22 protein-coding genes and 1 pseudogene are annotated in these 23,295 nt (G+C 67.0%); 13 read left to right on the top strand and 10 right to left on the bottom strand.

The features are described from left to right. The 5 genes and pseudogenes from M6444_RS12180 to M6444_RS12160 form a co-directional block, all read left to right on the top strand. Window positions 1-878, top strand: an 878-nt coding sequence (locus M6444_RS12180; RefSeq protein WP_298327479.1) for a hypothetical protein, incomplete at its 5' end; no start/stop codon positions are given. Window positions 879-975: 97 nt separating this feature from the next. Continuing rightward, window positions 976-1,231: pseudogene (locus M6444_RS12175) on the top strand (VOC family protein). A gap of 33 nt (window positions 1,232-1,264) precedes the next feature. Further along, window positions 1,265-1,756: a nitroreductase family deazaflavin-dependent oxidoreductase gene (locus M6444_RS12170; protein WP_298327477.1), complete on the top strand. Its 492-nt coding sequence runs from the start codon at window positions 1,265-1,267 to the stop codon at window positions 1,754-1,756. Window positions 1,757-1,834: 78 nt separating this feature from the next. Beyond that, the gene (locus M6444_RS12165; protein ID WP_298327474.1) at window positions 1,835-4,225 is read left to right on the top strand and encodes an excinuclease ABC subunit UvrA; all 2,391 of its coding nucleotides are present in this window, start codon (window positions 1,835-1,837) and stop codon (window positions 4,223-4,225) included. Window positions 4,226-4,282: 57 nt separating this feature from the next. Next, window positions 4,283-5,167 carry a glycine betaine ABC transporter substrate-binding protein gene (locus M6444_RS12160; protein ID WP_298327471.1) on the top strand — a complete coding sequence of 295 codons (885 nt, stop codon included), beginning with the start codon at window positions 4,283-4,285 and terminating at the stop codon, window positions 5,165-5,167. Between the two features lie 12 nt (window positions 5,168-5,179). Here M6444_RS12160 and M6444_RS12155 read toward each other — a convergent pair whose 3' ends face one another. The 4 genes from M6444_RS12155 to M6444_RS12140 all read right to left on the bottom strand — a co-directional run bounded on the left by M6444_RS12155 (window position 5,180) and on the right by M6444_RS12140 (window position 7,713). Continuing rightward, window positions 5,180-6,076, bottom strand: coding sequence for an RNA polymerase sigma-70 factor (locus tag M6444_RS12155; RefSeq protein ID WP_298327469.1), 897 nt, complete (start codon window positions 6,074-6,076; stop codon window positions 5,180-5,182). A gap of 51 nt (window positions 6,077-6,127) precedes the next feature. Beyond that, entirely contained in the window at window positions 6,128-6,511 is a 384-nt protein-coding gene (locus M6444_RS12150; RefSeq protein ID WP_298327467.1) for a DoxX family protein, read from the bottom strand. A gap of 55 nt (window positions 6,512-6,566) precedes the next feature. Further along, entirely contained in the window at window positions 6,567-7,334 is a 768-nt protein-coding gene (locus tag M6444_RS12145; RefSeq protein ID WP_298327464.1) for an SDR family NAD(P)-dependent oxidoreductase, read from the bottom strand. A gap of 127 nt (window positions 7,335-7,461) precedes the next feature. Then, window positions 7,462-7,713 (bottom strand): hypothetical protein, encoded by a 252-nt coding sequence (locus M6444_RS12140; protein ID WP_298327461.1) that lies wholly within the window; start codon window positions 7,711-7,713, stop codon window positions 7,462-7,464. A 328-nt stretch (window positions 7,714-8,041) separates the two neighbouring features. Between M6444_RS12140 and M6444_RS12135 the strand changes: the two genes are divergently transcribed. The 6 genes from M6444_RS12135 (at window position 8,042) to M6444_RS12110 (ending at window position 13,499) form a co-directional block, all read left to right on the top strand. After that, complete coding sequence (locus M6444_RS12135) at window positions 8,042-8,626, top strand: TetR family transcriptional regulator (RefSeq protein ID WP_298327459.1); 585 nt, start codon at window positions 8,042-8,044, stop codon at window positions 8,624-8,626. A gap of 110 nt (window positions 8,627-8,736) precedes the next feature. Next, a complete protein-coding gene (locus M6444_RS12130; protein ID WP_298327456.1) occupies window positions 8,737-10,251 on the top strand; it encodes a DHA2 family efflux MFS transporter permease subunit in 1,515 nt (504 codons plus the stop codon). Window positions 10,252-10,323: 72 nt separating this feature from the next. After that, window positions 10,324-10,743: a PPOX class F420-dependent oxidoreductase gene (locus M6444_RS12125; RefSeq protein WP_298327453.1), complete on the top strand. Its 420-nt coding sequence runs from the start codon at window positions 10,324-10,326 to the stop codon at window positions 10,741-10,743. A gap of 96 nt (window positions 10,744-10,839) precedes the next feature. Beyond that, a complete protein-coding gene (locus tag M6444_RS12120; RefSeq protein ID WP_298327450.1) occupies window positions 10,840-11,799 on the top strand; it encodes a TIGR03621 family F420-dependent LLM class oxidoreductase in 960 nt (319 codons plus the stop codon). 388 nt (window positions 11,800-12,187) lie between these two features. Continuing rightward, window positions 12,188-12,553: a MerR family transcriptional regulator gene (locus M6444_RS12115; RefSeq protein WP_298327447.1), complete on the top strand. Its 366-nt coding sequence runs from the start codon at window positions 12,188-12,190 to the stop codon at window positions 12,551-12,553. A 46-nt stretch (window positions 12,554-12,599) separates the two neighbouring features. Next, the gene (locus M6444_RS12110) at window positions 12,600-13,499 is read left to right on the top strand and encodes a zinc-binding dehydrogenase (protein ID WP_298327444.1); all 900 of its coding nucleotides are present in this window, start codon (window positions 12,600-12,602) and stop codon (window positions 13,497-13,499) included. A gap of 50 nt (window positions 13,500-13,549) precedes the next feature. Here M6444_RS12110 and M6444_RS12105 read toward each other — a convergent pair whose 3' ends face one another. The 4 genes from M6444_RS12105 to M6444_RS12090 form a co-directional block, all read right to left on the bottom strand. Beyond that, a complete protein-coding gene (locus M6444_RS12105) occupies window positions 13,550-14,485 on the bottom strand; it encodes an inorganic phosphate transporter (protein ID WP_298327442.1) in 936 nt (311 codons plus the stop codon). A gap of 24 nt (window positions 14,486-14,509) precedes the next feature. Next, the gene (locus M6444_RS12100; protein ID WP_298327439.1) at window positions 14,510-15,133 is read right to left on the bottom strand and encodes a DUF47 family protein; all 624 of its coding nucleotides are present in this window, start codon (window positions 15,131-15,133) and stop codon (window positions 14,510-14,512) included. 459 nt (window positions 15,134-15,592) lie between these two features. Continuing rightward, on the bottom strand, window positions 15,593-16,390 hold the full coding sequence (locus M6444_RS12095) for a GNAT family N-acetyltransferase (protein ID WP_363326338.1): 798 nt from the start codon (window positions 16,388-16,390) through the stop codon (window positions 15,593-15,595). A gap of 35 nt (window positions 16,391-16,425) precedes the next feature. Next, window positions 16,426-17,322, bottom strand: coding sequence for an RNA polymerase sigma-70 factor (locus tag M6444_RS12090; protein ID WP_298327433.1), 897 nt, complete (start codon window positions 17,320-17,322; stop codon window positions 16,426-16,428). A gap of 168 nt (window positions 17,323-17,490) precedes the next feature. On the opposite strand from M6444_RS12090, the gene M6444_RS12085 reads away from it, so the two are divergent. After that, window positions 17,491-19,122, top strand: coding sequence for a cytochrome b N-terminal domain-containing protein (locus M6444_RS12085; protein WP_298327431.1), 1,632 nt, complete (start codon window positions 17,491-17,493; stop codon window positions 19,120-19,122). 6 nt (window positions 19,123-19,128) lie between these two features. Here M6444_RS12085 and M6444_RS12080 read toward each other — a convergent pair whose 3' ends face one another. Both M6444_RS12080 and M6444_RS12075 read right to left on the bottom strand, forming a co-directional pair. After that, complete coding sequence (locus M6444_RS12080; protein ID WP_298327428.1) at window positions 19,129-20,859, bottom strand: FAD-dependent oxidoreductase; 1,731 nt, start codon at window positions 20,857-20,859, stop codon at window positions 19,129-19,131. Between the two features lie 199 nt (window positions 20,860-21,058). Beyond that, window positions 21,059-21,670 carry a DnaJ domain-containing protein gene (locus tag M6444_RS12075; RefSeq protein WP_298327425.1) on the bottom strand — a complete coding sequence of 204 codons (612 nt, stop codon included), beginning with the start codon at window positions 21,668-21,670 and terminating at the stop codon, window positions 21,059-21,061. 590 nt (window positions 21,671-22,260) lie between these two features. Here M6444_RS12075 and M6444_RS12070 point away from each other — a divergent pair. After that, complete coding sequence (locus M6444_RS12070) at window positions 22,261-23,151, top strand: phosphotransferase (RefSeq protein WP_298327422.1); 891 nt, start codon at window positions 22,261-22,263, stop codon at window positions 23,149-23,151. The last annotated feature ends 144 nt before the right edge of the window (window positions 23,152-23,295 follow it).

The raw sequence follows: 23,295 nt of genomic DNA, 5'->3' as shown, positions 1-23,295 counted from the left end.
ACGATCCCGACGCCCACTTGGAGGCGCGGATCATCGAAGCCCGGGTGATGTCCTGGATGCTGGACCCGGACGCCCTGACCCGAGCCGCGCAGGTCTTCGCCGACGCCAGCGCTGCGGACGATCTGCACTATCAGCTCCACGGAGCGACGATGCTGGCCGAAGTGCTCATCACGTGGGGCCGGTATGAGGACGCGGCCCAGGTCTGTACCCGCTTCGACGCAGCCGGCTCGCCCGGTGAGCCGGCCCATGCGGACCTCACCCGGCTCGCGGCCGTGCACTGCCTGGCTGAGCTCGCCCGGGCGGACCTGGCCGGTGCTGCCGAAGCCAAGAGCCGCCTGCTCGATCGTCTCGGCTACCCGCACAACTACATCCACCACGCGTTGCCGCGGATGGCGACCGCGCTGTACAGCCTCGCGACGACGCCACCTGAGCTGGCTTGCACGGCCATCGCCGGTGCCGTGACGGACTTGAGCGCTCGCTACCCGCAGACGGTCTCATGCGCGTACTGGTTACAACTCCTGCTGGCCGAGGCCGCCCGGCGGGCGGGCCGGCCCCGCGAAGCGCTCGATCATCTGATCGATGGTCTCGAGCAGTCAGTCGACCGTAGCGACTACAGCAAGAGCCTGCCGGGTGTCCTGACGGCCGGCTGGCTCGCCACCGAGCTCGGCGAGCACGCCGCCGGTCAGAATCTCGTGGGGGAGTGGGACCTCCTGCGCAGGCGGCTGGGACTTCCCGCCCCGCTGGGCTATGCCGAAGCGGTCCGCGCTGCCGGCCTCGACCCGAACGCGCCAGCCGAGCCGTCGGCCCCCTGGGATGGCCGGCAGTTGGAGGCTCTGGTCAACACCGCCTACCACGCGATGCTGCGGCTGGCGCACTAGATCCGTGGTGGCCTGGTACCGGCCAGCAGCCATCCCGGTGCGGATCGATCAGGAATCGAGAAGCGCCGACATCCGAGCCAGATCTAGCGTGACGGCCATGGACACCACGATTCACGCGAGCTTCCTCCCGCACGACGATCCAGACGCCTCCCTGGCCTTCTATCGCTACGCCCTCGGCGTTCGCCAGCATCATGCTCGCCACCAGCGACGTCGATGCCATGTTCGACCGTGTGCAGGCCGCCGGCGGCGAGGTGCTCCAGGAGCCGACCGATCAAGAGTGGGGCGCCCGCGACTGCGCCTTCCGCGACCCCGCCGGCTGCACGATCCGCATCCAGCAAGTCAAAGCGCGGTAACGACCACATCGATCCGACCGACTGAAGGTTGTCATGACATCGAGCACCAGGCCCGACGATCCCGCGGCTAAGAAGAAGGGAACCCCCGGAGCATTCTCGCGGTGGGTGCAACACAAGGCGAACGCTCGGACGAACCGCAAGATCAGACGCGGCGACGAGACGGTCATGGGCATGAACATGCTGATCTTGCACACGGTGGGCCGCCGAAGTGGACAGCCGCGAGAAACCCCGCTCGCCTGGTTCCCCGAGGATGACGGCGCTCGGCTGATCGTCGCCTCCGGCGGCGGCACCCAGAACCCGGACTGGCATGCAAACCTGATGGCCAATCCGGACCGGACGTCGATAGAACTGCCAGGCCGCGGCCGGGTCGCCGTGACGCCGCACCAACTCGACGGCGCTGAGCGCGAGCACGCGTGGCAACGCATCGCCGCCGCGCAGCCTCGCATGGCCAAATACCAGAGCAAGTCAGGCCGGGTGTATCCGGTGATCCGGCTCACCCCCGTGGACCGGTTCCCACAGTCATGACGGTCGCAGCAGTAATAGATTGAACGCAGCGCGACCGACGGATGCCAGATCACACCGCCTGATCGATGGAGTTACCTGATGACTGCACTGCCGACATCGGATGCCCAGGCATCGTCGAGGCACCCCGCCGACAGCCATGACCTGATTCGTGTTCACGGCGCGCGCGAGAACAACCTCAAAGACGTCGACGTCGCCATCCCGAAGCGCCGACTCACCGTGTTCACCGGCGTTTCCGGTTCCGGCAAGAGCTCGTTGGTGTTCAACACCATCGCGGCCGAGTCGCAGCGAATGATCAACGAAACCTACAGCGCGTTCATTCAAGGTTTCATGCCCACACTGGCTCGGCCCGACGTCGACGTCCTCGAGGGGCTGACGACCGCGATCATCGTGGACCAGGAACGAATGGGCGCCAACCCGCGCTCCACCGTGGGCACCGCCACCGACGCCAACGCCCTCCTGCGCATTCTGTTCAGCCGACTCGGGCAGCCGCACATCGGCTCGCCGCAGGCGTATTCGTTCAATGTCGCCTCCATCAGCGGCGCCGGAGCCGTCACGTTCGAAAAGGCCGGCACGAAGGTCAAGGAGCGGCGCGAGTTCAGCATCACTGGCGGCATGTGCCCGCGCTGCGAAGGCATGGGCCGGGTGACCGATTTCGATCTGACCGCGATCTACGACGAGAACAAATCGCTGAGCGAGGGGGCGCTGACGGTTCCCGGCTTCAGCATGGACGGCTGGTACGGGCGGATCTTCAGCGGCGCCGGCCTGCCGATGGACAAACCGATCCGGGACTTCACCGACAAGCAGCGGCACAAGCTGCTCTACGGCGAGCCGGAGAAGATCAAGGTCGAAGGGACCAACCTCACCTACGAGGGCGTGATCTCCCGGATTCGCAAGTCGATGCTGTCCAAGGACCGCGAGGCGATGCAACCGCACATCCGCGCCTTCGTCGACCGGGCCGTGACGTTCACGACGTGCCCGGAATGCGACGGGACGAGGCTCAACGAAGCCGCCCGCTCGTCGAAGATCAACGGCGTCAGCATCGCCGATGCCTGCGCGATGCAGATCAGCGACCTCGCCGAGTGGGTGCGCGGTCTGGACGAGCCTTCGGTCGGCCCGCTGCTGACCACGCTGGGGGAGACCCTCGACTCGTTCGTCGAGATCGGGCTGGGCTATCTCTCCCTCGACCGGCCGGCCGGCACGTTGTCCGGCGGTGAAGCCCAACGCACGAAGATGATCCGCCACCTGGGCTCCGCGCTGACCGACGTGACGTACGTGTTCGACGAGCCCACCATCGGCTTGCACCCGCACGACATCCAGCGGATGAACAATCTGTTGCTGCGCCTGCGCGACAAGGGCAACACCGTGCTCGTCGTGGAGCACAAACCCGAGACCATCGCCATCGCCGACCATGTGGTCGATCTCGGGCCTGGCGCGGGCACGAACGGCGGCACCATCTGTTTCGAAGGCACCGTCGACGGGCTGCGCACCAGCGACACCATCACCGGCCGGCATTTCGACGATCGCGCCAAGCTGAAGAAGTCCGTGCGCACACCCACCCACGTGCAAGAGATCCGCGGTGCGCGGCAGAACAATCTGCAAGACGTCGACGTGGACGTCCCCATGGGCGTGCTGACCGTGGTCACCGGCGTGGCCGGTTCCGGGAAGACCTCGCTGATCCACGGCAATCTCGCTGGCCGCGACGGCGTGATGGTCGTCGACCAGACCCCCATCAAGGGATCGCGCCGGTCCAACCCGGCCACCTACACCGGCCTGCTCGAGCCGATCCGGAAGGCCTTCGCCAAGGCCAACGGGGTGAAGCCGGCCTTGTTCAGCGCCAATTCCGAGGGCGCATGCCCCACGTGCAACGGCGCCGGGGTGATCTACACCGAGTTGGGTGTCATGGAGACGGTTGCGACCACCTGCGAGGAGTGCGAAGGCAAGCGGTATCAACCCGCCGTGCTCGAGTACCGCTTCGGCGGGCGTGACATCAGCGAGGTCCTGGCGATGTCGGTCGCCGAAGCCGAGAAGTTCTTCGGCGACGGCGAGGCGCGCACCCCGGCCGCACACAAGATCCTCGACCGGCTCGCCGACGTCGGGCTGGGCTACCTCACGCTCGGCCAGCCTCTGACGACGCTGTCCGGTGGTGAGCGGCAACGGCTGAAGCTGGCTGCCAACATGGGCGGCGACAACGGTGCCATCTACATCCTCGACGAGCCGACCACCGGCTTGCACCTCGCCGACATCGAGCACCTGCTCGGCCTGCTCGACCGCCTGGTCGACTCCGGCACGTCGGTCATCGTCATCGAGCACCACTTGGCCGTGATGGCACATGCCGACTGGATCATCGATCTCGGTCCCGGCGCCGGCCACGACGGTGGTCGCGTGGTGTTCGAAGGAACCCCGGCCGACCTCGTCGAAGCCCGTTCCACCCTCACCGGCGAACACTTGGCTGCCTACGTCGGCAATTGATCGTCTCGCCCAGGCACCGGGCGGTCACGGCGCGGAGGCATGGGAGGGTGGTCGCCCATGGCATTGAAGACGAACCTGAAACTCGTGGCATCGACGTTGGTCCTGGGCTGCGCGCTCGCCGCATGTGGCAGCGACGACGGCACGGCCGATGACGAGCCGATCACGATCGGTGTCATCCCCTCGTGGACCGATTACCTGTCGATGGGCTACTTGTGGAAGCACGTTCTCGAGGACGAGGGCCATACGGTGCAGATCCGGGAGATGACCGACAACGGGCCGTTCTACACCGGTCTCGCCGACGGCGACATCGACCTCATGCCGTCGGCGTGGCCGGAGGTGACCCACGCTCACTTCATGGACGAGCACGGCGACAGCATCGAGGATCTCGGCACCTATTACGAGGGGGCGAAGTTGACCTTCGCGGTGCCGGAGTACACCGACATCGACTCGATCGCCGATCTGACCGGCAACGCCGCCCAGTTCGGCGGGCGCATCGTGGGCATCGAGCCGGGAGCCGGACTCACCGAGGTCACGCAGAACACCGTCATGCCGGAGTACGGACTCGCCGGTGACTACGAACTCATCACCTCGTCCACCTTGGCGATGACAGCCGAACTGGACAAGGCCATCAAGGCCGAGGAGGACATCGTCGTCACGCTCTGGCGACCGTTCTGGGCGAACAATGCGTTCCCGGTGAAAGACCTGGAGGACCCGAAGGGCGCGCTCGGTGGTGCGGAGGCGCTGCATGTCCTGGCCAATGAGGACTTCTCCAGTGACTATCCGGAGCTCGCCGAGATGATCGGCAACGCCGATCTCGACGACGAGCAGTACGGGACACTGGAAGATCTCGTCGTGAACCAGTACGACGATGGCGAGGAGGCCGAAGCCGTCGCCGAATGGCTGGAGAACAACCAGGACTGGGTCGAGACCCTGAAGAGCTGAACTCCAGGCCGTTCAGCGCAGCGTGAGCCGGGTCGCCGATTCCAGTCGGGTCAGTTTGTCGGGGTTGCGGACGTAGTAGAACCCGGTGAGAAGCCCGTCGTCGACTCGTGCCGCCAAGATGCCGTCGAGCTTACCGTCCAGGCGGACCAGAAGAGCCGGACCGCCGTTGACGACGGTGAGCTCGCCGGTGAGGTGGCCATCGGCCTTGCCGAAGCCACCGGCGATCAGGCGGACCACCTTGTCGGCGCCGACAACCGGCCGAAGAGCGGCTTGCTTGACTCCGCCGCCGTCGCTGACCAGGACGACGTCGGGGGAGAGGATGTCCAGCAGCGCTTGCGGGTCTCCGGCGTCCAACGCGCGCTTGCATGCTTCCAACACGGCTCGGTGCTCCGGACTGGGCGTCGTCTCGCGGGGGCGGCGGGCTTCGACGTGCCGACGGGCGCGGTGGGCGATCTGCCGGACGGCCGCCGGGCTCTTGTCCACCGCGGCAGCGATCTCGGCATAGCTGACGTCGAAAACCTCACGGAGGACGAACACCGCCCGTTCGGTCGGTGCCAGTGTCTCGAGGACGAGCAACAGCGCCATCGACACGCTCTCGGCGAGTTCGACGTCGTCGGCGACGTCCGGCGTGGTGAGCAGCGGTTCGGGCAGCCACGGCCCGACGTAGGCCTCTTTGCGACGGTTCATGGTGCGCAGCCGGTTGAGCGACTGCCGGGTCGTGATCCGCACCAGGTACGCGCGCTGGTCGCGAACCTGGTCCAAGTCCACGTCGACCCACCGGATCCAGGTCTCCTGCAGAACGTCTTCGGCGTCTGCAGCCGAGCCGAGCATCTCGTAGGCCACCGTGAACAGCAGGTTGCGGTGTGCGACGAAGCTCTCGGTCGCCGGGTCGACGGCGGGTTCACCCATACACCCCATCCTCCCTGCTCGTGGCTGCCGCGAGACACCGGTGACCCATGTTCACGCGCCTAGGGCCTCGGGGCCGAATCGACCCCACGCGATGAAGGTCGCCAGGACGAGGTAGCCCCCCGTCAACACGACCAGCTTGGCCTGACCCAGCCGACCATGGGTGATCATCGCACCGATCATCAGTACGACCCAGCAGGCGGCGGTCACCGGCACCATGACCGGGGCGACGTCGAGGACGCCGGGCAGAATGAGGCCCGCGGCCGCCAGAATCTCGAGAACGCCGAGCGTCCTGACGAAGCCGGCGCTGGCCTGCGCCGTCCATTGGCCGCCTTCGTGGGCGGCGATCTTCTCCTTCGGTATGAAAGTCTTGGTGACACCGGCGAACAGAGCCACAGCGGCCAGCAGCCCGGTGGCGATCCACAACGTGAGGTTCATACGCAGCAGACACCGCTGCTTCGATCGTTGTGACAAACGATCGAAGAGCGAATTCTCACCACGGCACCGGGCCGTCGGCATCGAAGAACCCACCGGTGGGCCCGTCGGCACCGAGCGTGGCCAGCTGCACCAGGACCGCGGCCCCCTGGGCGGGGGTGAGATGCCCGCGATGATCGTTGCTGTCGGTGGCCACGTACCCCGGGGCCGCGGCGTTGACCACGATCCCCTCCTCCCGCAACTCATTGGCATACTGCACGGTCAACGCGCTGAGCGCGGTCTTGGACGGCGTGTATGCCGCCGACGCCGGAAGGCCTGCCAGCGGCCCGTCCGGGATGCTCGCGATGCTCAGCGACGCCGCGTGGCTGCTGACGTTGACGATCCGCGGGGCGGGGGAGCGCCGGAGGAGCTGCAGCATGGCGTTGGTGACCGAGATCACGCCGAAGACGTTGGTCTCGAACACCGAGCGCACGGTGTCCAGGTCGACCGCGCTCGGGAGCTGGTCGTGGGCGTCTTCTGGCGCGATCTGTCCGGATCCGGTGATACCGGCATTGTTGATCAGCACGTCGAGGTGGCCGAAGCGCTCATGCACCTGCGCTGCCGCAGCGCGCGCCGAGCCGGCGTCAGTGACGTCCAACGTGAGCGCGTAGGCATCACCGCCGGCAGCGCGCAGCGCGGCGGCGGCCTCCTCCCCGCGCTTCGGGTCTCTGGCGCCGATCAGGACCGTCATGCCCAGCGTGGTGAGCTGCTCGGCTGCTGCCCGGCCAAGGCCCTTGTTGGCTCCGGTCACCAGCGCTACTCGGTGATGTGTCATGTTCTCGCTCATGACCTTGAGACGACACGACCCCCGTCATCTGTGACATACCAGCCGAGATCAACGAGAAGAAGATCGTTTTTCTGCGATCACGAGACCGCGGGTAATCGCCGAACGGCATCAGGCACGCGTGCTCGGGTCATTCGGGAGGTTCGCCCACGTCCTGGGCGATGGGAGGTTGCGTGACCGGGTGCTCGACGAGCGCGAGCACCCGGCTGGCCATGAACCGGGCCGAGCGTACCGGCGTGCCGGTACGGGTCACCTCGGCCACGACGACCACGCCCCGGCCGATGCTGACGTCGACGCGCCGGCCCGCCTTGGTGGCTGTCACCTCGTAGGTCCGGCTACCGTCGCCGGCGTCGATGACGATCTCGACGCGGTCACCCCTCATGCCGTCTCGGTGCCGCTGATCCGGCAGCACCGTGCCTCCCTGTGTTGCTGGCTCTACCCGGATGCGCGGACGATCACACCTGCGGCCGGTGTCGCACGTCACACCACTGTTGCGTCACACGCGTCGCGCCGGCGACGTCTTCACGATGAAGGGGCACCGTGCGGACCATCCGGACGGTGCGTCGACGCCACGAGTGAGGACGTCATGGAGCTGCGTTCGGACTGGGCACGACGACGTGTCCTACGACACCTCGGCCCAAGTTGCAGTCTCTGCAAAGTCTGCGTAAAGTGCACTCCGTGCTCGAGTCGACTCCCGCTCACACCCGCCCATGAACGACTCCGGCTTGCGCGAGCGTCGTCGCGACATGACGCGGCGCGAGATCAGCCGAGCTGCCATGGATCTCGTTCTCGAACAGGGACTGGGGGAGGTGACGGTCGACGACATCGCCGACCGTGCCGGCATCTCGCCGCGGACGTTCTTCAACTACTTCCCGTCCAAGAGGGCCGCGCTCATCCCGGGGCCCGAGCCCCTGGCACCGGAGAGTGTCGAGCAGTTCGCCGCCGACCGCGAGACACCGGTGATCGACGGGCTACGGATCCTGTTGGTGGACCATGCGCGCCGGTCGCCGGACATTCGCCAGGACGTGAGCGCGGTACACGACCTGCTCACCCGATATCCCGAGTTGTTGCCCACGTTGCACGAAAGCATCGCCGGATTCGAGGAGTCACTCGCCGACGCCGTCGCGCGACGTCTCGACCTGGCAGCTGGCGACGATGTCCCGCGCATCGCGGCAGCGACCTGTGCCTGCGTACTCAAGATCGCCGTCACCTCGCAGGCACCCGATTCCACGGGCACGCTCGAACACGAGATCTCGAGGGCGTTCGACGCACTACGAGAGCTTCTGGCCCACTGACGTTCCCCACAGCTCGCTGAGTTCGCTCCCGGCACCGTCGCCGCGCCGAGTATGTCCACGTCCATCCGAGCCCAATCAACCGCCATCATCACTGCGCTGGAGTACTGCCGATGACCGAATCTCCGAGCCCGCCCGCGGGCGAGGCCAAACTCGACGCCGCCGTCCTCAAGGTCGCCGCCGTCGTCGTACTGGGCGCAATCATGTCCATCCTGGACATCACCGTCGTGAGTGTCGCGCTGCCCACCTTCCAAGCCGAGTTCGACGCGTCCTACGCCCACGTCGCATGGACGATGACGGGCTACACACTCGCCTTGGCCACGGTCATCCCACTGACCGGGTGGGCCGCCGACCGGTTCGGGACCAAGCGGCTGTACCTGCTGGCCCTGCTGTTGTTCGTGCTGGGGTCGGTGCTGTGCAGCGTCGCCTGGGACATCACGTCCCTCATCACGTTCCGGGTGCTGCAAGGCCTCGGCGGCGGCATGCTGATGCCCCTGGGCATGACGATCATGACTCGCGCCGCCGGGCCGGAGCGTATCGGCCGGGTCATGGCCGTGCTGGGGATCCCGATGCTGCTCGGCCCGATCGGGGGACCGATCCTCGGCGGGTGGATGATCGAGAGCCTGAGCTGGCACTGGATCTTCCTGATCAACGTGCCCATCGGCATCGTCGCCATGTTCGCCGCGTGGCGCATCCTGGCCAAGGACTCGCCGACCCCGTCCGAGTCGTTCGACTTCGTGGGCATGCTGCTGATGTCGCCCGGTCTTGCGCTGTTCCTGTACGGCGTGTCCTCCATCCCGGAAGAGGGAACGGTCGCCGCGGCCAAGGTGCTCGTGCCGGCCGGAGTCGGTGCCGTCCTCATCGCCGCGTTCGTCCGGCACGCGTTCAAGCCCGAGCACCCACTGATCGACCTCCGGTTGTTCAAGAACAAGCAGCTCACGACGGCAGTGGTCACGCTCTCGCTGTTCGCGATCGCCGTCATGGGCGCCATGCTGCTGATTCCGAGCTACTTCCTCCAGGTCAGGGGTGAATCGACGCTGCAGGCGGGCATTCTGGTCGCGCCGCAAGGACTCGGTGCCATGTTGACCATGCCGATAGCCGGCAGGCTGGTGGACAAGACCGGGCCCGGACGCATCGTGCTCTTCGGCCTCACGCTGGTCCTGGGCGGCATGGCCGTACTCACCCAGGTGGGTGCGCAGACGTCGTACGTCGTGGTGCTTGGCGCCCTGTTCTTGATGGGCATGGGCATGGGCGCTTCCATGATGCCGACGATGACGGCAGCGTTGCAGACTCTGCGCGATCACATGATCGCCCGAGGCTCGACGATGATGAACATCGTGCAGCAGGTGGCCACGTCCATCGGCACCGCCGTGATGTCGGTCGTCCTGACCAACCAGACCACCGAGATCGCGCAGGCAGCCGTGGCCGCGCAACGCGCCCCCGCCATCGCCGAACAGCTTCCGCCGGGTGTCGTCGAACAAGGCCTCGACGAGCTCGCCTCGGGATTCGGGACCACGTTCACCGTCGCGGCCGTCCTGTTGTTGCTGGCCTTCGTGCCGGCCCTGTTCTTCCCGCGGCGGGTCAGGGCGGGGGAGAGCGACACCGTCGAGGTCATGCCGATGCACTGACCACACGAGTCGGCAGGGCCTGCTCATCGCGGGAGTACGCTGATCCGCATTCGATGCGGGAGGCGAAAACCCATGAGCGCCCTGCCGACTGCTCTGCGAGACCTGATCGCCGCGGGCCCCATGGCCCACTTGAGCACGATCAACCCGGACGGCAGCCCTCAAGTGAGCGTCATCTGGATCGGGCTCGACGGCGACGACCTGGTCAGTGGGCACTTGAGCTGGCGCGTGAAGCTGCGCAACATCTCCCGCGACCCGCGGGTCGTGCTGTCATTCGACGCGCCGCGGGACAAGGCCGTGTTCTTGAACGAGCACGCCGTGGTGCGAGCGCGCGCCGCCATCGAGTTGAGCGATGACGCATGGCATCTGCTCAACCGCTTGACGAAGGTCTACATGTCGCCCGAAGACGAATTCCCCGCACCGAAGACCCCGGGCTACATCGTTCGCTACACCGTCGAACGCATCGGCGGGGTCGGCCCGTGGGCGCGGGAGTGACGACGATCAGCTGGGCCTGAAGGCACTGGAGCCCACCGCCAAGGCCACGTCCGGAACCCGCCAGTTCAACGCGCCCTGCGACCCTACGGTCATGACATGACCTCTGCCCGCCCGTTCCGCTTCGGGGTCGTCGCCGAGAACGCACCGACCCCATCGGCCCTGCTGAACACCGCCCACCGCGCGGAGCAACTCGGATACGCGACACTGCTGCTGCGGGATCATTTCATCACCGAACCGTTCGGTGACCAGCTCTCGCCGATGCCGGCCCTGAGCGCCGTGGCCGCGACGACACGGCACCTGCGCGTGGGCACGCTCGTGCTGGCCAACGACTACCGCCATCCGGTCCTGCTCGCCAAAGAGGCCGCAACTCTGGACGCACTGTCCGACGGACGGTTCGAACTCGGGCTGGGAGCGGGATGGCTACGTGAGGAGTACGAGCGCGCCGGACTGCCGTTCGACCGCGCAGGTGTCCGCGTCGACCGCCTGGAGGAAGCCGTCGCCGTCATCCACGAGTTGCTGAGCGGAAAATCGGTGACGCATGACGGGGCGCATCATCACATCCGGGAGCTGACCACCCATCCGCCGGCCGTGCAGTATCCACGCCCGCCGATCCTGATCGGCGCCGGCGCGAAGCGGATGCTCCAGCTCGCCGGCCGGGCCGCAGACATCGTGGGCATCCTTCCCAAGGCGCTGCCCGAGGGCGCCATCTCCGAGTCGCTCGACGAGCGAACGCCGGAAGCCATCGCTACCAAGATCGAGTGGGTACGCGAGGCGGCGGGTTCCCGGTTCGCCGACATCGAGCTGTCGATGATGATCGCCCCGCACATCACCGACCACGTCGTTCAGGCGTGTGAGCAGTATGCGACCAGCCGTGGCTGGCCGTGGCTCGACCCGCACGGCGTCATGCAGCTGCCCGGGGTCTTCATCGGGTCCGTCGAACACATCGCCGAGAGCATGCGGGAACGCCGGGACCAATACGGGTTCTCGTACTACGTCGTCTCCGACGCCGTGATGGACGACTTCGCACCGGTCGTGGAGAAGCTCACCCACGCGTGACGACCTCGAGGTAGGCAGCGTTGAGGCGATCACGTACCCGCTGGCCGTCCGGTGGCGGTCCTGCGGGCAGGCCGCAAGCCCCACCGACCCAGCGCCGCCATCACCGGCACGAACTGAATCGAGGCCTCGGTCAGGCTGTAGATCGCCTACTCCACGACGCTGACCGAGCCCGCCAGCGCGCGTACCAGGATCGAGCCGACGTTCGACCCCGATGCGATACGGGTCTGGAAAGCCGAGTCCGAGTACAACGGCGTGGTCTTTCTGCGCTACGCCGGGGCAGGCGACTAGCTGTTGCGGGACATGACGTCGTGAGCGCCTGAGCAGGTCCTCGATCGCCGCGGCGCTTGGGTCCGGAAGCTTTCGCTAGCCTCGAACGTTGCGGCCAGATGTGAAGATCAGCGAAGCCTCTCGCGTCAGTGGTGTGAGCGCACGCTCGCTGCGGCACTACGAAGACGAGGGGCTGATCTCGCCTGGCCGCTTCAGCAACGGGTTCCGCGACTATTGCCAGTCCACGATCGACCGGGTTCTCGTCATCCGCTCGCTCTTGGAGTCTGGGTTGCCGCTGCGGTTGATCAGGGAAGTCCTGCCTACTCTGACGGACGGAACCGTTGCCGGAACCCAGGCGGTGTGCGCGGAGTTTCTGGTTGAGGCGCAGAACTATCGCGATCGGCTCGTCGCACGCATTGCCGCACTGAGTGATCAGCGGCGGGCCCTGGACAAATATCTTCGGGAGGCTCGCCGCAACGATCTCTGAGAGCCGCTTGACGTTGACACATGCGTCAGGTTCCTACGTTCGGCGCATGGTGATCAACGAGCCGCAGCAGACCGCTGACCAAACGATTCGAGCACTGATCCAGCACTCGGACCGGGGACCGAAGGACCTCGCCCTCGCCACCGACCACCCTCGCCCGGCTCCAGGGCCCGGCGATTACCTGATCCGCGTCGTCGCCGCCGGGGTCAACTTCGCCGATGTCATGCAGACCCGCGGCCGCTACGGCGGCGGGCCGGAGGCGCCCTACGTGGCGGGCTTCGAAGCCGCCGGCGAGATCGTGGGGATCGGCGCGGACGTCGAGCGCCCCTTGCCGCTCGGCACCCACGTCATCGGCGCGGGTCCTGGCGCCTCCGCGCAGTACATGACGATGCCGGCCGCCGGTGCCCTGCCCGTGCCGACCGGCTGGAGCGACACCGAAGCGCTCGGCATGGTGCTGAACTGGGTCACCGCACTGGCGGCACTCAAGCCTCTAGGCGAGATCAGCACCGGCGATGTGGTGCTCATCCATGCCGCGGCCGGCGGCGTGGGCCAGGCCGCGGAGATCACCCGGTTGACCGGTGGGACCGGAGCCGACCTGGTCCTGGAATCGGTGGGCAAGGCCACCTTCACCACCAGCTTGACGGTCGCCAGACCCTTCTCCGGCCGTGTCGTGGTGTTCGGCGCCGCCTCCGGTGATGCCACCGTGACCTCACACGACCTGGTCTTCACCCACCACGCGACGATCAAGGGCCTGCACATCGGTGCGTTCGCAACTCAAGCTCCGTCCACGTACCAGTCGCTGCTCACAGAGATCGATGCCCTCATCGCCTGCGGCGTCTACCCGCCGGGCAACCCCCAGGTTCACCCCCTGGCCGAGGGGCCGGACGTCCTGCGGCACCTCGAGGGCGGCGCTACTCACGGCAAGCACTCCCTCGATCCCTGGCGGTAGAAGCCGAGCTCCAGGCTGAGGGCCACGAGCTGTCGCGTGCGGCCGGTGGCTCAGCTGAGGACAATTCCTACCAGGGCGCCCAGTCCGGCGCTGACAGGAAGCGTGATCATCCAGGCCGCCACCAGGTTGCGCACGACCTCCCAGCGAATCCGCCGATAGCTCTGGTGCACGCCGGCTCCCAGAAGTCCGCCGGTCACCGCCTGCGTCATGCTGACCGGAGCACCGAGCGCCGAACTCCCCAGCACGGCGACCGCCGCAGACATCTCCGCTGTCACCGCGTGGGTGGGGCGCACGTTCAGAATCCCGGTGCCGACGGTGCGAGCGACCCTCGGCAGGCCCAGCACCGCGCCGAGAGCGAAAGCGATGGCGACGACCGGGTACGACCACCACTCGAGGCTGTCGCCCGTCCCGGCGATCATGAACAGAACCAGCATCTTCTGACCGTCATTGGCTCCGTACGCCACGCACTGGGTCACGTACGCGACGACGTGCGCGCGGCGAACCGCGGTCAGGTACCGGACGCCGCGGGCGGGGCGCCACCACGACGAGGCCAGTAGAGCCAGCAGCATCCCGACTGCCGGCGCGGCGAGGCCGATGGCCAGGACTCGACCCACTACGCCAGTGTCGACCGGCACGGCGAAGCCGAATCCGGCACCGGTGAGCCCGCCGATCACAGCCAGCGTCAGGCTCGTGGGCCGTCCGACTCTCGTCAAGACGGCCACGACCACCACCGCCACGACGAACCCGGTGACGACGGCGGTGCGCCCGGCGTCACCCGGCGGCACGATGGATCGCATCAACGTACTGGCCACGGCGGTTCCGGCTAGCAACGGCAGTGCCACGGTGGCCCCGGCGAGCACGGCGAGACTGATCGGGACGTTCAGGATCGGCACACGCAGCCCGGGGGCGATGAGCGCGCCGCCATCGTTGGCGCCGGTGACGACGGCGAACGCCACGGCCACGGCCGTGACAACCTCGGCCGTCACAGAAGCGGACCTGCCGCCACGCCGTCAATAGCCACGTTTGAGCGCACCATCGGCCAAGACATCGGCGGCCTCGCTGATCCGGACGCCGACCCAATCCAGCCGCTTGACCAGCTCACGATGTTTCAGCGTCCGCGGGGAGAGCTCGCCTCCGACGATTCGCGCGAACTCGTTCTGATACTCGCGGTTCACCGCGCGTGCCGCCTTCTTGGCCTCGAGCGCCCGCGGCAGCACATCACCAGGTGTGCGCCACAGCGCTTCCAGCGCTGCCTCCAGCGCCTCGATCGCGGTGCCGACCGCCTCGACGACCGGCACATACGATCGCCTGTCTTCGATCTGGTAGAGGTCGGCCTCGCGGATGAACTCACGGATGGTGTCGAGCACGTCGTCGATCGACCTGGACAGCCGGAAAATGTCTTCGCGGTCCAGGGGTACGACCAACGTCCGGGAGAGCTTCTCGATCAAGGCAGCTCGCATGGCGTCGCCCCGGTGTTCGACCTCGGCGATGCGCGAACGAGCCTGTGCCGGGGTGATCTCATCGGCCACCATCGCCCGGGCGACAGCTGCGCCTTCCAGCGCCGCATGGACCTGCCCGGCCAGCGCCTTGGACAAGCCTGCCGCACCGCCGCGGCGGGCTCGCCACCTGCGCATACCGGTCCATGGTCGCCTCGACGCCGTCGCTGCTTCCTCCAACACCACTCGCCTCACTCACATCGTGCCAGGGCACAAGCCGGTCACTCATCGCGGGCGACAAGCCCGGTACGGGCGCCCGTCGAGGTAGGCGGCCACGGCTGCCTCGACCGGTTCCAGGTCCTCGGGCAGCTAGCTCGGCGGGGAGATACAGAGTGCTGCGCGATCAGCCCGGGGCCCGGCCGGCGTGGCCACGGCCCCGCCGTCGTCCATGATCGCTACCCACCCACGTTTGCGCGCCCATGTTCAAGCTTAGCCAGACCGTGCCCGTTGCCTGACAATAGCTCCTCCGAGCGATCGTGATACATAGCATCAAGTTTTATAAACTCAACATAGTGGAGCGTTAAACTGGAATGACTGTCCGGGTGAGGCCGCAGCGACCCGGGGGGCCGCGGCAATGATCCATCCGGGCGGCTGTCTTCAGCGCCGCCACACGTACGGAGTCGTGGTCGAAACCTTGACCAGCCCGGCGCGTTCGAGGATGGGGCGGGAGAACTCGGTCGAGTCGCTGTGGACGAGCGTCTTGCCCAGGTGGAGCGCGCGGCGCGCCCGCGCAGCGGTCAAGGCGCGGTAGATGCCCTTTCCGCGCCATTCCGGACGGGTCGCTCCGCCCCAGATGCCGGCGAAGTCCGTGCCGGCCACCGGCTCCAGACGGCCGGCGCTGATCATGCGGCCCTCGGCTTCGGCGACCCAGAGCTGCATCCCGTCGGCCAACGCGAGTCGCCGAAGCCACGCATCGGCGGACTCATCCGACACCGGGTCGCCGAACACTTCGTCCTGCATCGCGCTCATCGCTCGGACATCGGCGTCGGCCGACACCTCACGCAGCGTGACGCCGCGGGGGAGCGGCACCTCGACGTCGAGTACTCGGGCCTCGCCGACCATGATCGACTCGGACTCCTCGGGCACGAACCCGTTCGCGACCAACGCGTCCGGCAACCCAGGTGCGTCGTCATGGGCGCGGGTCTTCCACTCCACGCAGTTGACCGTGGCATCGGATTCGTAATGAGCCCGTGCTTGCGGTACGAGCCGGCGGATACCGTCGGCGTCGAGCCCGCCGAGGTCGCGGTAAGTTACGAAGCCCCGGCCATGCGCGTAGGTCACCAGGCGCAGCGGCCCGAGTCGGGTGACGGCCAGGGCACTCGGCGTTTCGGCGTCGGTACGCAATTGTTCGTCATAGGTAGCCAGCAGCTGATCAGCGGTTTTCACCCACGGCATCATCCCCCGTCAGGCAGCGGCACGCTACGCAGTATTCAACGGCTCACTGCGGTCTCGTACGCCACACGCGAGAGCTTGTCCGGATTGCGCACGTAGTACAGCCCTGTCACCAGACCTTGATCGAGTCGTACCGCCAGGACGCCGTCGACCTCCCCGTCGAGGCGGATGATCAGAGCCGGGTGTCCGTTGACCTGTGTCGCCTCGACCGACAACGCGTCACCGACTTGCTCCAGCCCCACGCCGAACAGCCGCGTCACCTTGTCCGCGCCCACGAGGGGACGTGGTACGGCCCGCTTCACGCCGCCTCCGTCGCTCAACAGGACCACGTCGGGCGCGAGGACGTTGAGCAGGCTCTGAACGTCACCGGTATCGACCGCTCGTTGGAACGCCTGGAGGGCGGCGCGGTTCTCAGCCGGGGAGACAGCCTGGCGAGGACGACGCGCGGCGACGTGCTCGCGGGCCCGGTGCGCGATCTGGCGCACCGCCGCCACCTTCTTGTCCACGGCCTCGGCGATCTCGTCATAGTCCAGAGCGAACACCTCACGCAGGACGAACACCGCTCGTTCTGTGGGCGTGAGCGTCTCGAGCACCAACAACATCGCCATCGAGATGCTTTCGGCCAGTTCAACGTCGTCGGCCACGTCAGGCGCGGTGAGCAGTGGCTCAGGCAGCCACGGACCGACATAGGACTCCCTGCGCCGCGCCACTGTACGCAGCCGGGTGAGTGCCTGGCGAGTCGTGATGCGAACCAGATACGCGCGCTGGTCGCGCACTGTGGCCAGATCGACACCGGCCCAGCGCAGCCAGGTCTCCTGGAGTACGTCTTCGGCGTCGGCCGCCGAGCCGAGCATTTCGTAGGCGACGGTGAACAGCAGGTTGCGGTGGGTCAGGAATGCCTCGGTCGCGGCATTCGGAGCCCGGTCGTCGCTCATACGGGTGTTGTCCGTGGCTTCATGCACACCCATCAGACACCGCAGCGGGCCGTCGTGTGACATCCATTCGCGCCGCGCCGCCTGGACTGTGGTCGAGCTCACCTCGGTGAGGCGTCACATCAGCGTGTTCACCGGGGTCTTCATGTCGAGACAGCACAGGAGGCCGGCATGACGACCAACCGCACCGAAAGGCTGGCTGCGCGCATCGTGCGCCTCGCCGACGGCGACAACTCGGCGTCGCGCGGATTCTCGCGCACCCTCCGGCGGGCGTTCCCCGACCGTTGGGCCATGCTCTTCGGTCATGTCGCGGTGTTCAGCTTTCTCCTGATCTTCGTCTCCGGGGTTTTCCTGACCTGGTGGTTCGAACCGTCGATGGCCACCGTCAAGTACTCCGGAGGCTACGTTCCGCTACGCGGCGTCGAAATGTCCGAGGCCTACGCGTCCACGGTGAACCTGTCGTTCGAGGTGCGCGGCGGGTTGTTGATGCGCCAGATTCACGCCTGGGCGACGCACGTGTTCGTGGCCGCGTTGTCGGTGCACATGCTGCACATCTTCTTCACCGGCGCGTTTCGCGGTCGGCGCCGGGTGAGCTGGTTGATCGTGCTGGGGCTGCTGGTGGTGGGCATGGTGGAGGCCTACACCGGCAATGCCTTGCCCGACGACATGCTGACGGGCACGGGCCTGCGGGTGACCGAAGGCGTCATGCTGGCGATCCCGATCATCGGCACCCACGCGGCTGCGCTGCTGTTCGGCGGCGAGTTCCCCGGCGACGACATCATCTCGCGCCTGAACACGGTGCATGTGTACGTGCTGCCAGCGTTGATGATCGCACTGTTCGCTGTGTTGGTGCTACACGCGCGACGACAGCAACGCGCGGCCGACACCGCAGCCGACACCGCGGCCGACACCGCTGCGGGCACCACGACGTCGGGCCGCGGATCCGACCGGCGGGGGAGCACGGTCGCGCTCTTCCCCGACCATCCGGTCAAGGTCGTCGGGCTGGGGTTCATCGTCTCCGGTGTCATCGTCATCATGGCCGCGACCTTGCAGATCAATCCGGTGTGGCTGTGGGGGCCGTTCGACGCGGCCCAGGCGTTCGCGGGCAGCCAACCGCCGTGGTACTTCGGGTTCCTCGACGGTGGCCTGCGCCTGACGCCGCCCTGGGACCTCGACCTGATGGGGCACGAACTGAACTTGAGCGTGCTGATCCCCGCGATGGTGGTGCCGGGGCTCATGTTGACAGCGCTGGCGGCCTATCCATGGATCGAACAGCTGGCCACGGGTGCCCGACCGGACCCGCTACGGCTGGATCGCCCCCGCGACATGCCGGTACGGACCGGGCTCGGAGTCGCGTTCGTGGTCTTCTACCTCGTGCTGTGGATCGCCGGCGGCAACGACATTCTCGCCACGGTGATCGAGGTCCCGCTGAACTGGATCACCCGGTTCCTGCAGGTCGGCGCCATCGTCCTGCCTGTGGTGGCGTTCTGGATCACCAAGCGGATCTGCCTCGGCCTGCAACGTCGCGAACGCGACGAGGTGCTGCACGGCCGGGCCTCCGGGGTGATCGTCGTCAGCTCGAGCGGCGCGTTCTCCGAGGTGCATACGCAACTGTCGGCGTTCGACGCACAGGTCCGGACGCCACGATGGACGGTGCCCGACCCGGGTTCGGCGACCGATGCCAACGGCGTGGTGAACCCGCACTACCGTGCAGCTCGGCGACGCGCCCGGCTGGCGCGGTTCTACTTCGCCGACCTCGTGGCGTCCCAGGAGGTCGACTGCGACGAACGGCCCGCGGCGTAGGGCGCGCTATTCGAGGAGCTTGCCCTCGGTTGCGACGTCGCCCATGAGTTCGGCGATCTCGGCCGGGATGGCCGGAATCGCCTCTCGCTCGAGGCGCTCCGGGCCGGACCACACCAGATTGACCTGGAGCGACTCATCCAGCTCGGGGTAGTCCGAGCGGTTGTGGCAGCCGCGTGTCTCGCGACGTTCGAGCGCCGCCTCGAGCGTGGCGCGGCCAGCGAGCACCGCCGCCTTCAGGTCGAAGGCATGCGCCAGGTCGTGATAACCGGCGATGTCGGGATGCACCCCGATGTCGGCGATACGAGCTTCGATGCCGTCCAACTCCGTGAGCCCCTTGAGCAGCCCAGCTTCGTCGCGGACGACACCGGCGTGGTCTGTCATGGTGTTGCGGATCGCACGCTGCAGCGACCGGACGTTCTCGGGCCCCCGACTGGCGAGGAGCTCGTCGACCTCGGATCGGGCTTCGGCCAGCGCCGCTGCCGAACGCTGCTGCGCCGGCAATGTCGTGGAGTATTCGGCCGCGGCAGCACCCACGATCCGCCCGAAGACCAGCAGTTCGATCAACGAGTTTCCGCCGAGGCGGTTCGCGCCGTGCAACCCGCTGGCTGCTTCGCCGATGGCGTAGAGGCCCTCGACCCCGGTGCTGTGATCCTCCGGGCGCACCCACACACCGCCCATGGAGTAGTGCGCCGTGGGCGCGATCTCGATCGATTCCTCGGTGATGTCGAGCAGCTGTAGTTCCAGCAGCGTCTGGTAGACGCGGGGGAGACGGCTCATGATCGTCTCTTTCGGCAAGTGTGAGACGTCCAGCCACACGCCGCCCTTCGGCGTACCGCGGCCCTCTTTGATCTCGGTGTACGCGGCCAGTGCGACCCGGTCTCGCGTGGACAGCTCCATGCGTTGCGGGTCGTAACGCTCCATGAAGCGCTCACCGAGAGCGTTGCGCAGGATGCCGCCCTCGCCGCGAGCCGCCTCGGACACGAGGGTGCCTGCGGCGCTCTCCGGATCGATGAGGCCCGACGGGTGGAACTGCACCAGCTCGGGATCACGGATGCGGCCGCCGGCCAAGAGCGCCAACCGGAACGAATCACCGGTGTTCTCGTCACGCCGCGACGAGGTGCGACGCCAGATGCGATTGTGTCCGCCCGAGGCGAGAATTACCGCATCGGCGTGTATGACATACCGAGTACCGCTGTAAAGATCGAAGCCGTAGGCGCCGAAGATCACATTCTCGTGCACTAAAAGCCGTGTAATGTAGACCTGATCGAGCATACGAATGCCGACCTGCTGCGCCCGGTTGCGCAGGGTGCGTTGAATCTCCAGACCGGTGTAATCGCCGGCGAATGCCGTCCGCCGGTAACGATGCGCGCCGAAGAAGCGCTGCGATATACGCCCGTCTTCGGTTGTCGTGAACGGCATGCCGTACCGGACGAGATCGTCGATGCCGGCCGCTGCGCCTTCGGTCACGATCTGCACGGTGATCGGGTTGGCGAGCAGGTAACTTTCCGTCAGTGTGTCGGCGGCGTGCTGCTGCCACGTGTCGTCCGGGTCCATCGTGGCCAGCGCGGCATTGATACCTCCAGCGGCCAGCGAAGTGTGTGCATCGCCGACGGGGCGTTTTCCGACGGCGAGTACGTCGACGCCGCGTTCGGCCAGTTCGATCGCGGCGCGCAGACCTGAGCCGCCGAGGCCCACGACGAGTACCGAGGTCGAGATCTGAATTTCGGAATTATTCATGGCCCGTTCTCCATTCATCCGACAATTTCATTGTCCGGACCACGGCCGGAAAATGCGCGTGAATATGCGCTACATCACGTGTGGCATAAGTCGCAGGGAAAGCGTGCCGCGGCGAAAGTCGTGACAACCGGGGGGAGTGGGCGAGAGGGGAGTAGGCGGCGACGGTTCGTCGTTTGATGCAACAGTCGAACGTGGCCGCTCAGATGATCAGGACGAGGGCGAACGCCAGCAGGCTCGGCAACACGAAGAGCGCAACGACGGCAACCGCCCCGAAGACGCCGGAGCGCCCATCGCGGCTGGAGCGTCCGGTCTGCCACATCGCGAGAAAGCCGATGACTATCGCCAACGGCCACGCCAGCGGGCCCAGCAGCACGAGAACGAGAGCGATGGCCGCCAACGGGCTGGCATCGGTGCCGGCGCCATTCGCCGAACGCCGTGGCGTCACCGGTGCGGTGCGGGGGTGGGGAGCCGTGGCGGTACGCGTGCCAGCCGACGGGGGTTCGTGGACCGATGCAAACGCGCTGTTCGGTGCACCCCGGCCGTTGGGTGCACTGCCGGCGCCGACCGGAGCCATCCCCGCCGCTTGGCGAGCGACGTTGTACGCAGCGAGCCGGCGCGGGTCGAGCAGGACGTCACGAGCCCGTGTGAGCTGCCGGAACGTACTGGCGTCACCGCCGGCGTCCGGATGCCCGCCGCGTGCGGCGCGCCGGTATGCGCTGACGACCTCGTGGTCGCGGGCGCCGTGAGACACGCCGAGCACTGCATGCGGGTCGCGCCCACGTAGTTCTGTGAAGTCGTTGTTCGCCCTCACCGTGCTGCCTCCTGGCCAGGTGCGTCCTGGTGCACATAAGACGGCGATCGGCCGTGGAATGTGACATCGGGCGTCAGTGTCGTGCGTCACCTGAAACAGTACGCGCCGACAACGCTGCAGCGGGCAGATCATGAGGCGTTGGCGGCGCGACAACGCCGTCACTGACCCATGATCGCCGAGCGTCCAGCGTCAGATGCCGGGTGATGGCAATGAACAGCGTCGGGGCTGGGTGACCGTGGCCGGAGGAGGGCGCACAGCGCCGCGTCAGAGGCTCGATCCAAGGCTTACTTGACATAATGCACATTATCGGCGTTCGACTAAGACGCTCTCGTGCCTCGATCGATGCCTCGTTTCGCTGGCCCGGGCACCCGGCATCTGCTGCCTGGCCAGCCGACATCATGGTTCGAGCACCTTGACTCCACATCGACACCGACCGCACGTCGACCGTGCATGTGTTGGGATATGACCATGCCCGGTGCACCGCAGCCTGTCGTGGAGATGCTGTGGGGCCGCATGACCCTCATGAGACGCTCCGGGAACGATTCGGCTTCCGGGCGCCGGCCTCAGCCGGCCGCTGGATCGCTGCCACGGTGAACACGCACTGGGATGCGCAGATCGAGGCCGTCGAGCGAATCGTCATCAGCCACACCAATGCACTGGCCTGGCTGGCCAGTTCGTCCGGCGACCGGCTGATCGCGAAGTGGTCGGTCGCGACAGACACGTTCGCGTCCCTGTCGCGGGTTTCTCGGTTCACCCACTGGCTCCACGTCAACGGACTGCCCGTCTCAGCGCCGTTGCCGTCCCTGGCCGGGTGCCTGCAGGTCGAGACCGAGAAGGTGTCGATGTGCCTGCAGCGTGTCGTCGAAGGCGATCTTCTCGACGTCGACGACCTGGACCAGGTTCGAGCTGCCGGCCAGGTGTTGGCTCGCCTCCATCATGCCCTCACCGACTACCCCCGCCACGATCACATCTTGCCTGCCTACGCTCGGCCACAGCCGTTAGCTGCGCGAATCGCCAGCTGGCTGAACTCCGCCGGCCCACATGTGCCGGATGCCGGCCGCACCGCACTGCGAAGCCTGGTGCAGGACGCTCCCACTACCCCACTGCCGGTCCAACTCGTCCACGGCGACTTTCGCTCGTCGAACATCGTGTGTGTGGGTTCTCGGATCGCCGCTGTCATCGACTTCGAATCGGCCCGGCTCGACCACTGTGCCGACGAGTTGGCGCGCTCGGCGGTCCTGCTCGGTACCCGCTTCCGTGACTGGGGGCCGGTGTCGCCGGAGGTCCGGGCCACATTCTTGGCCGGCTACGAGTCCGAGCGGGCCTTGACACCGGTCGAGCAGTACTGGTGGAACGCCCTCGTGCTCTGGTACACGCTGGCGTTCGTGCCACCAGGCGATGATCCGACCGGCTGGGGTTCGTCGGCGCTCGGCCAACTAGCCGCGCTGCAGCCCATTGTCAGCGCTGTCGGCCAGGTTTAATGTTGACCGCAAGACTTGGTGCCGTTCCCGCACCTCACCTCCGATTCCGGCGCTCACGCCGTCGGCGCAGCGGAGGCAAAGGGGGCCTTGAGCTCTCGGGTTGCCGGTGGTCTGTCACTCTTCCGGCGGGGTCGAGGTGAGCGT

This window comes from Haloactinopolyspora sp. (assembly GCF_027324685.1).
In the GTDB taxonomy this organism is placed as follows: domain Bacteria; phylum Actinomycetota; class Actinomycetes; order Jiangellales; family Jiangellaceae; genus Haloactinopolyspora.
The sequence above is the reverse complement of the archived record's forward strand: the minus strand, read 5'-3'. Positions and strand labels throughout refer to the sequence as shown.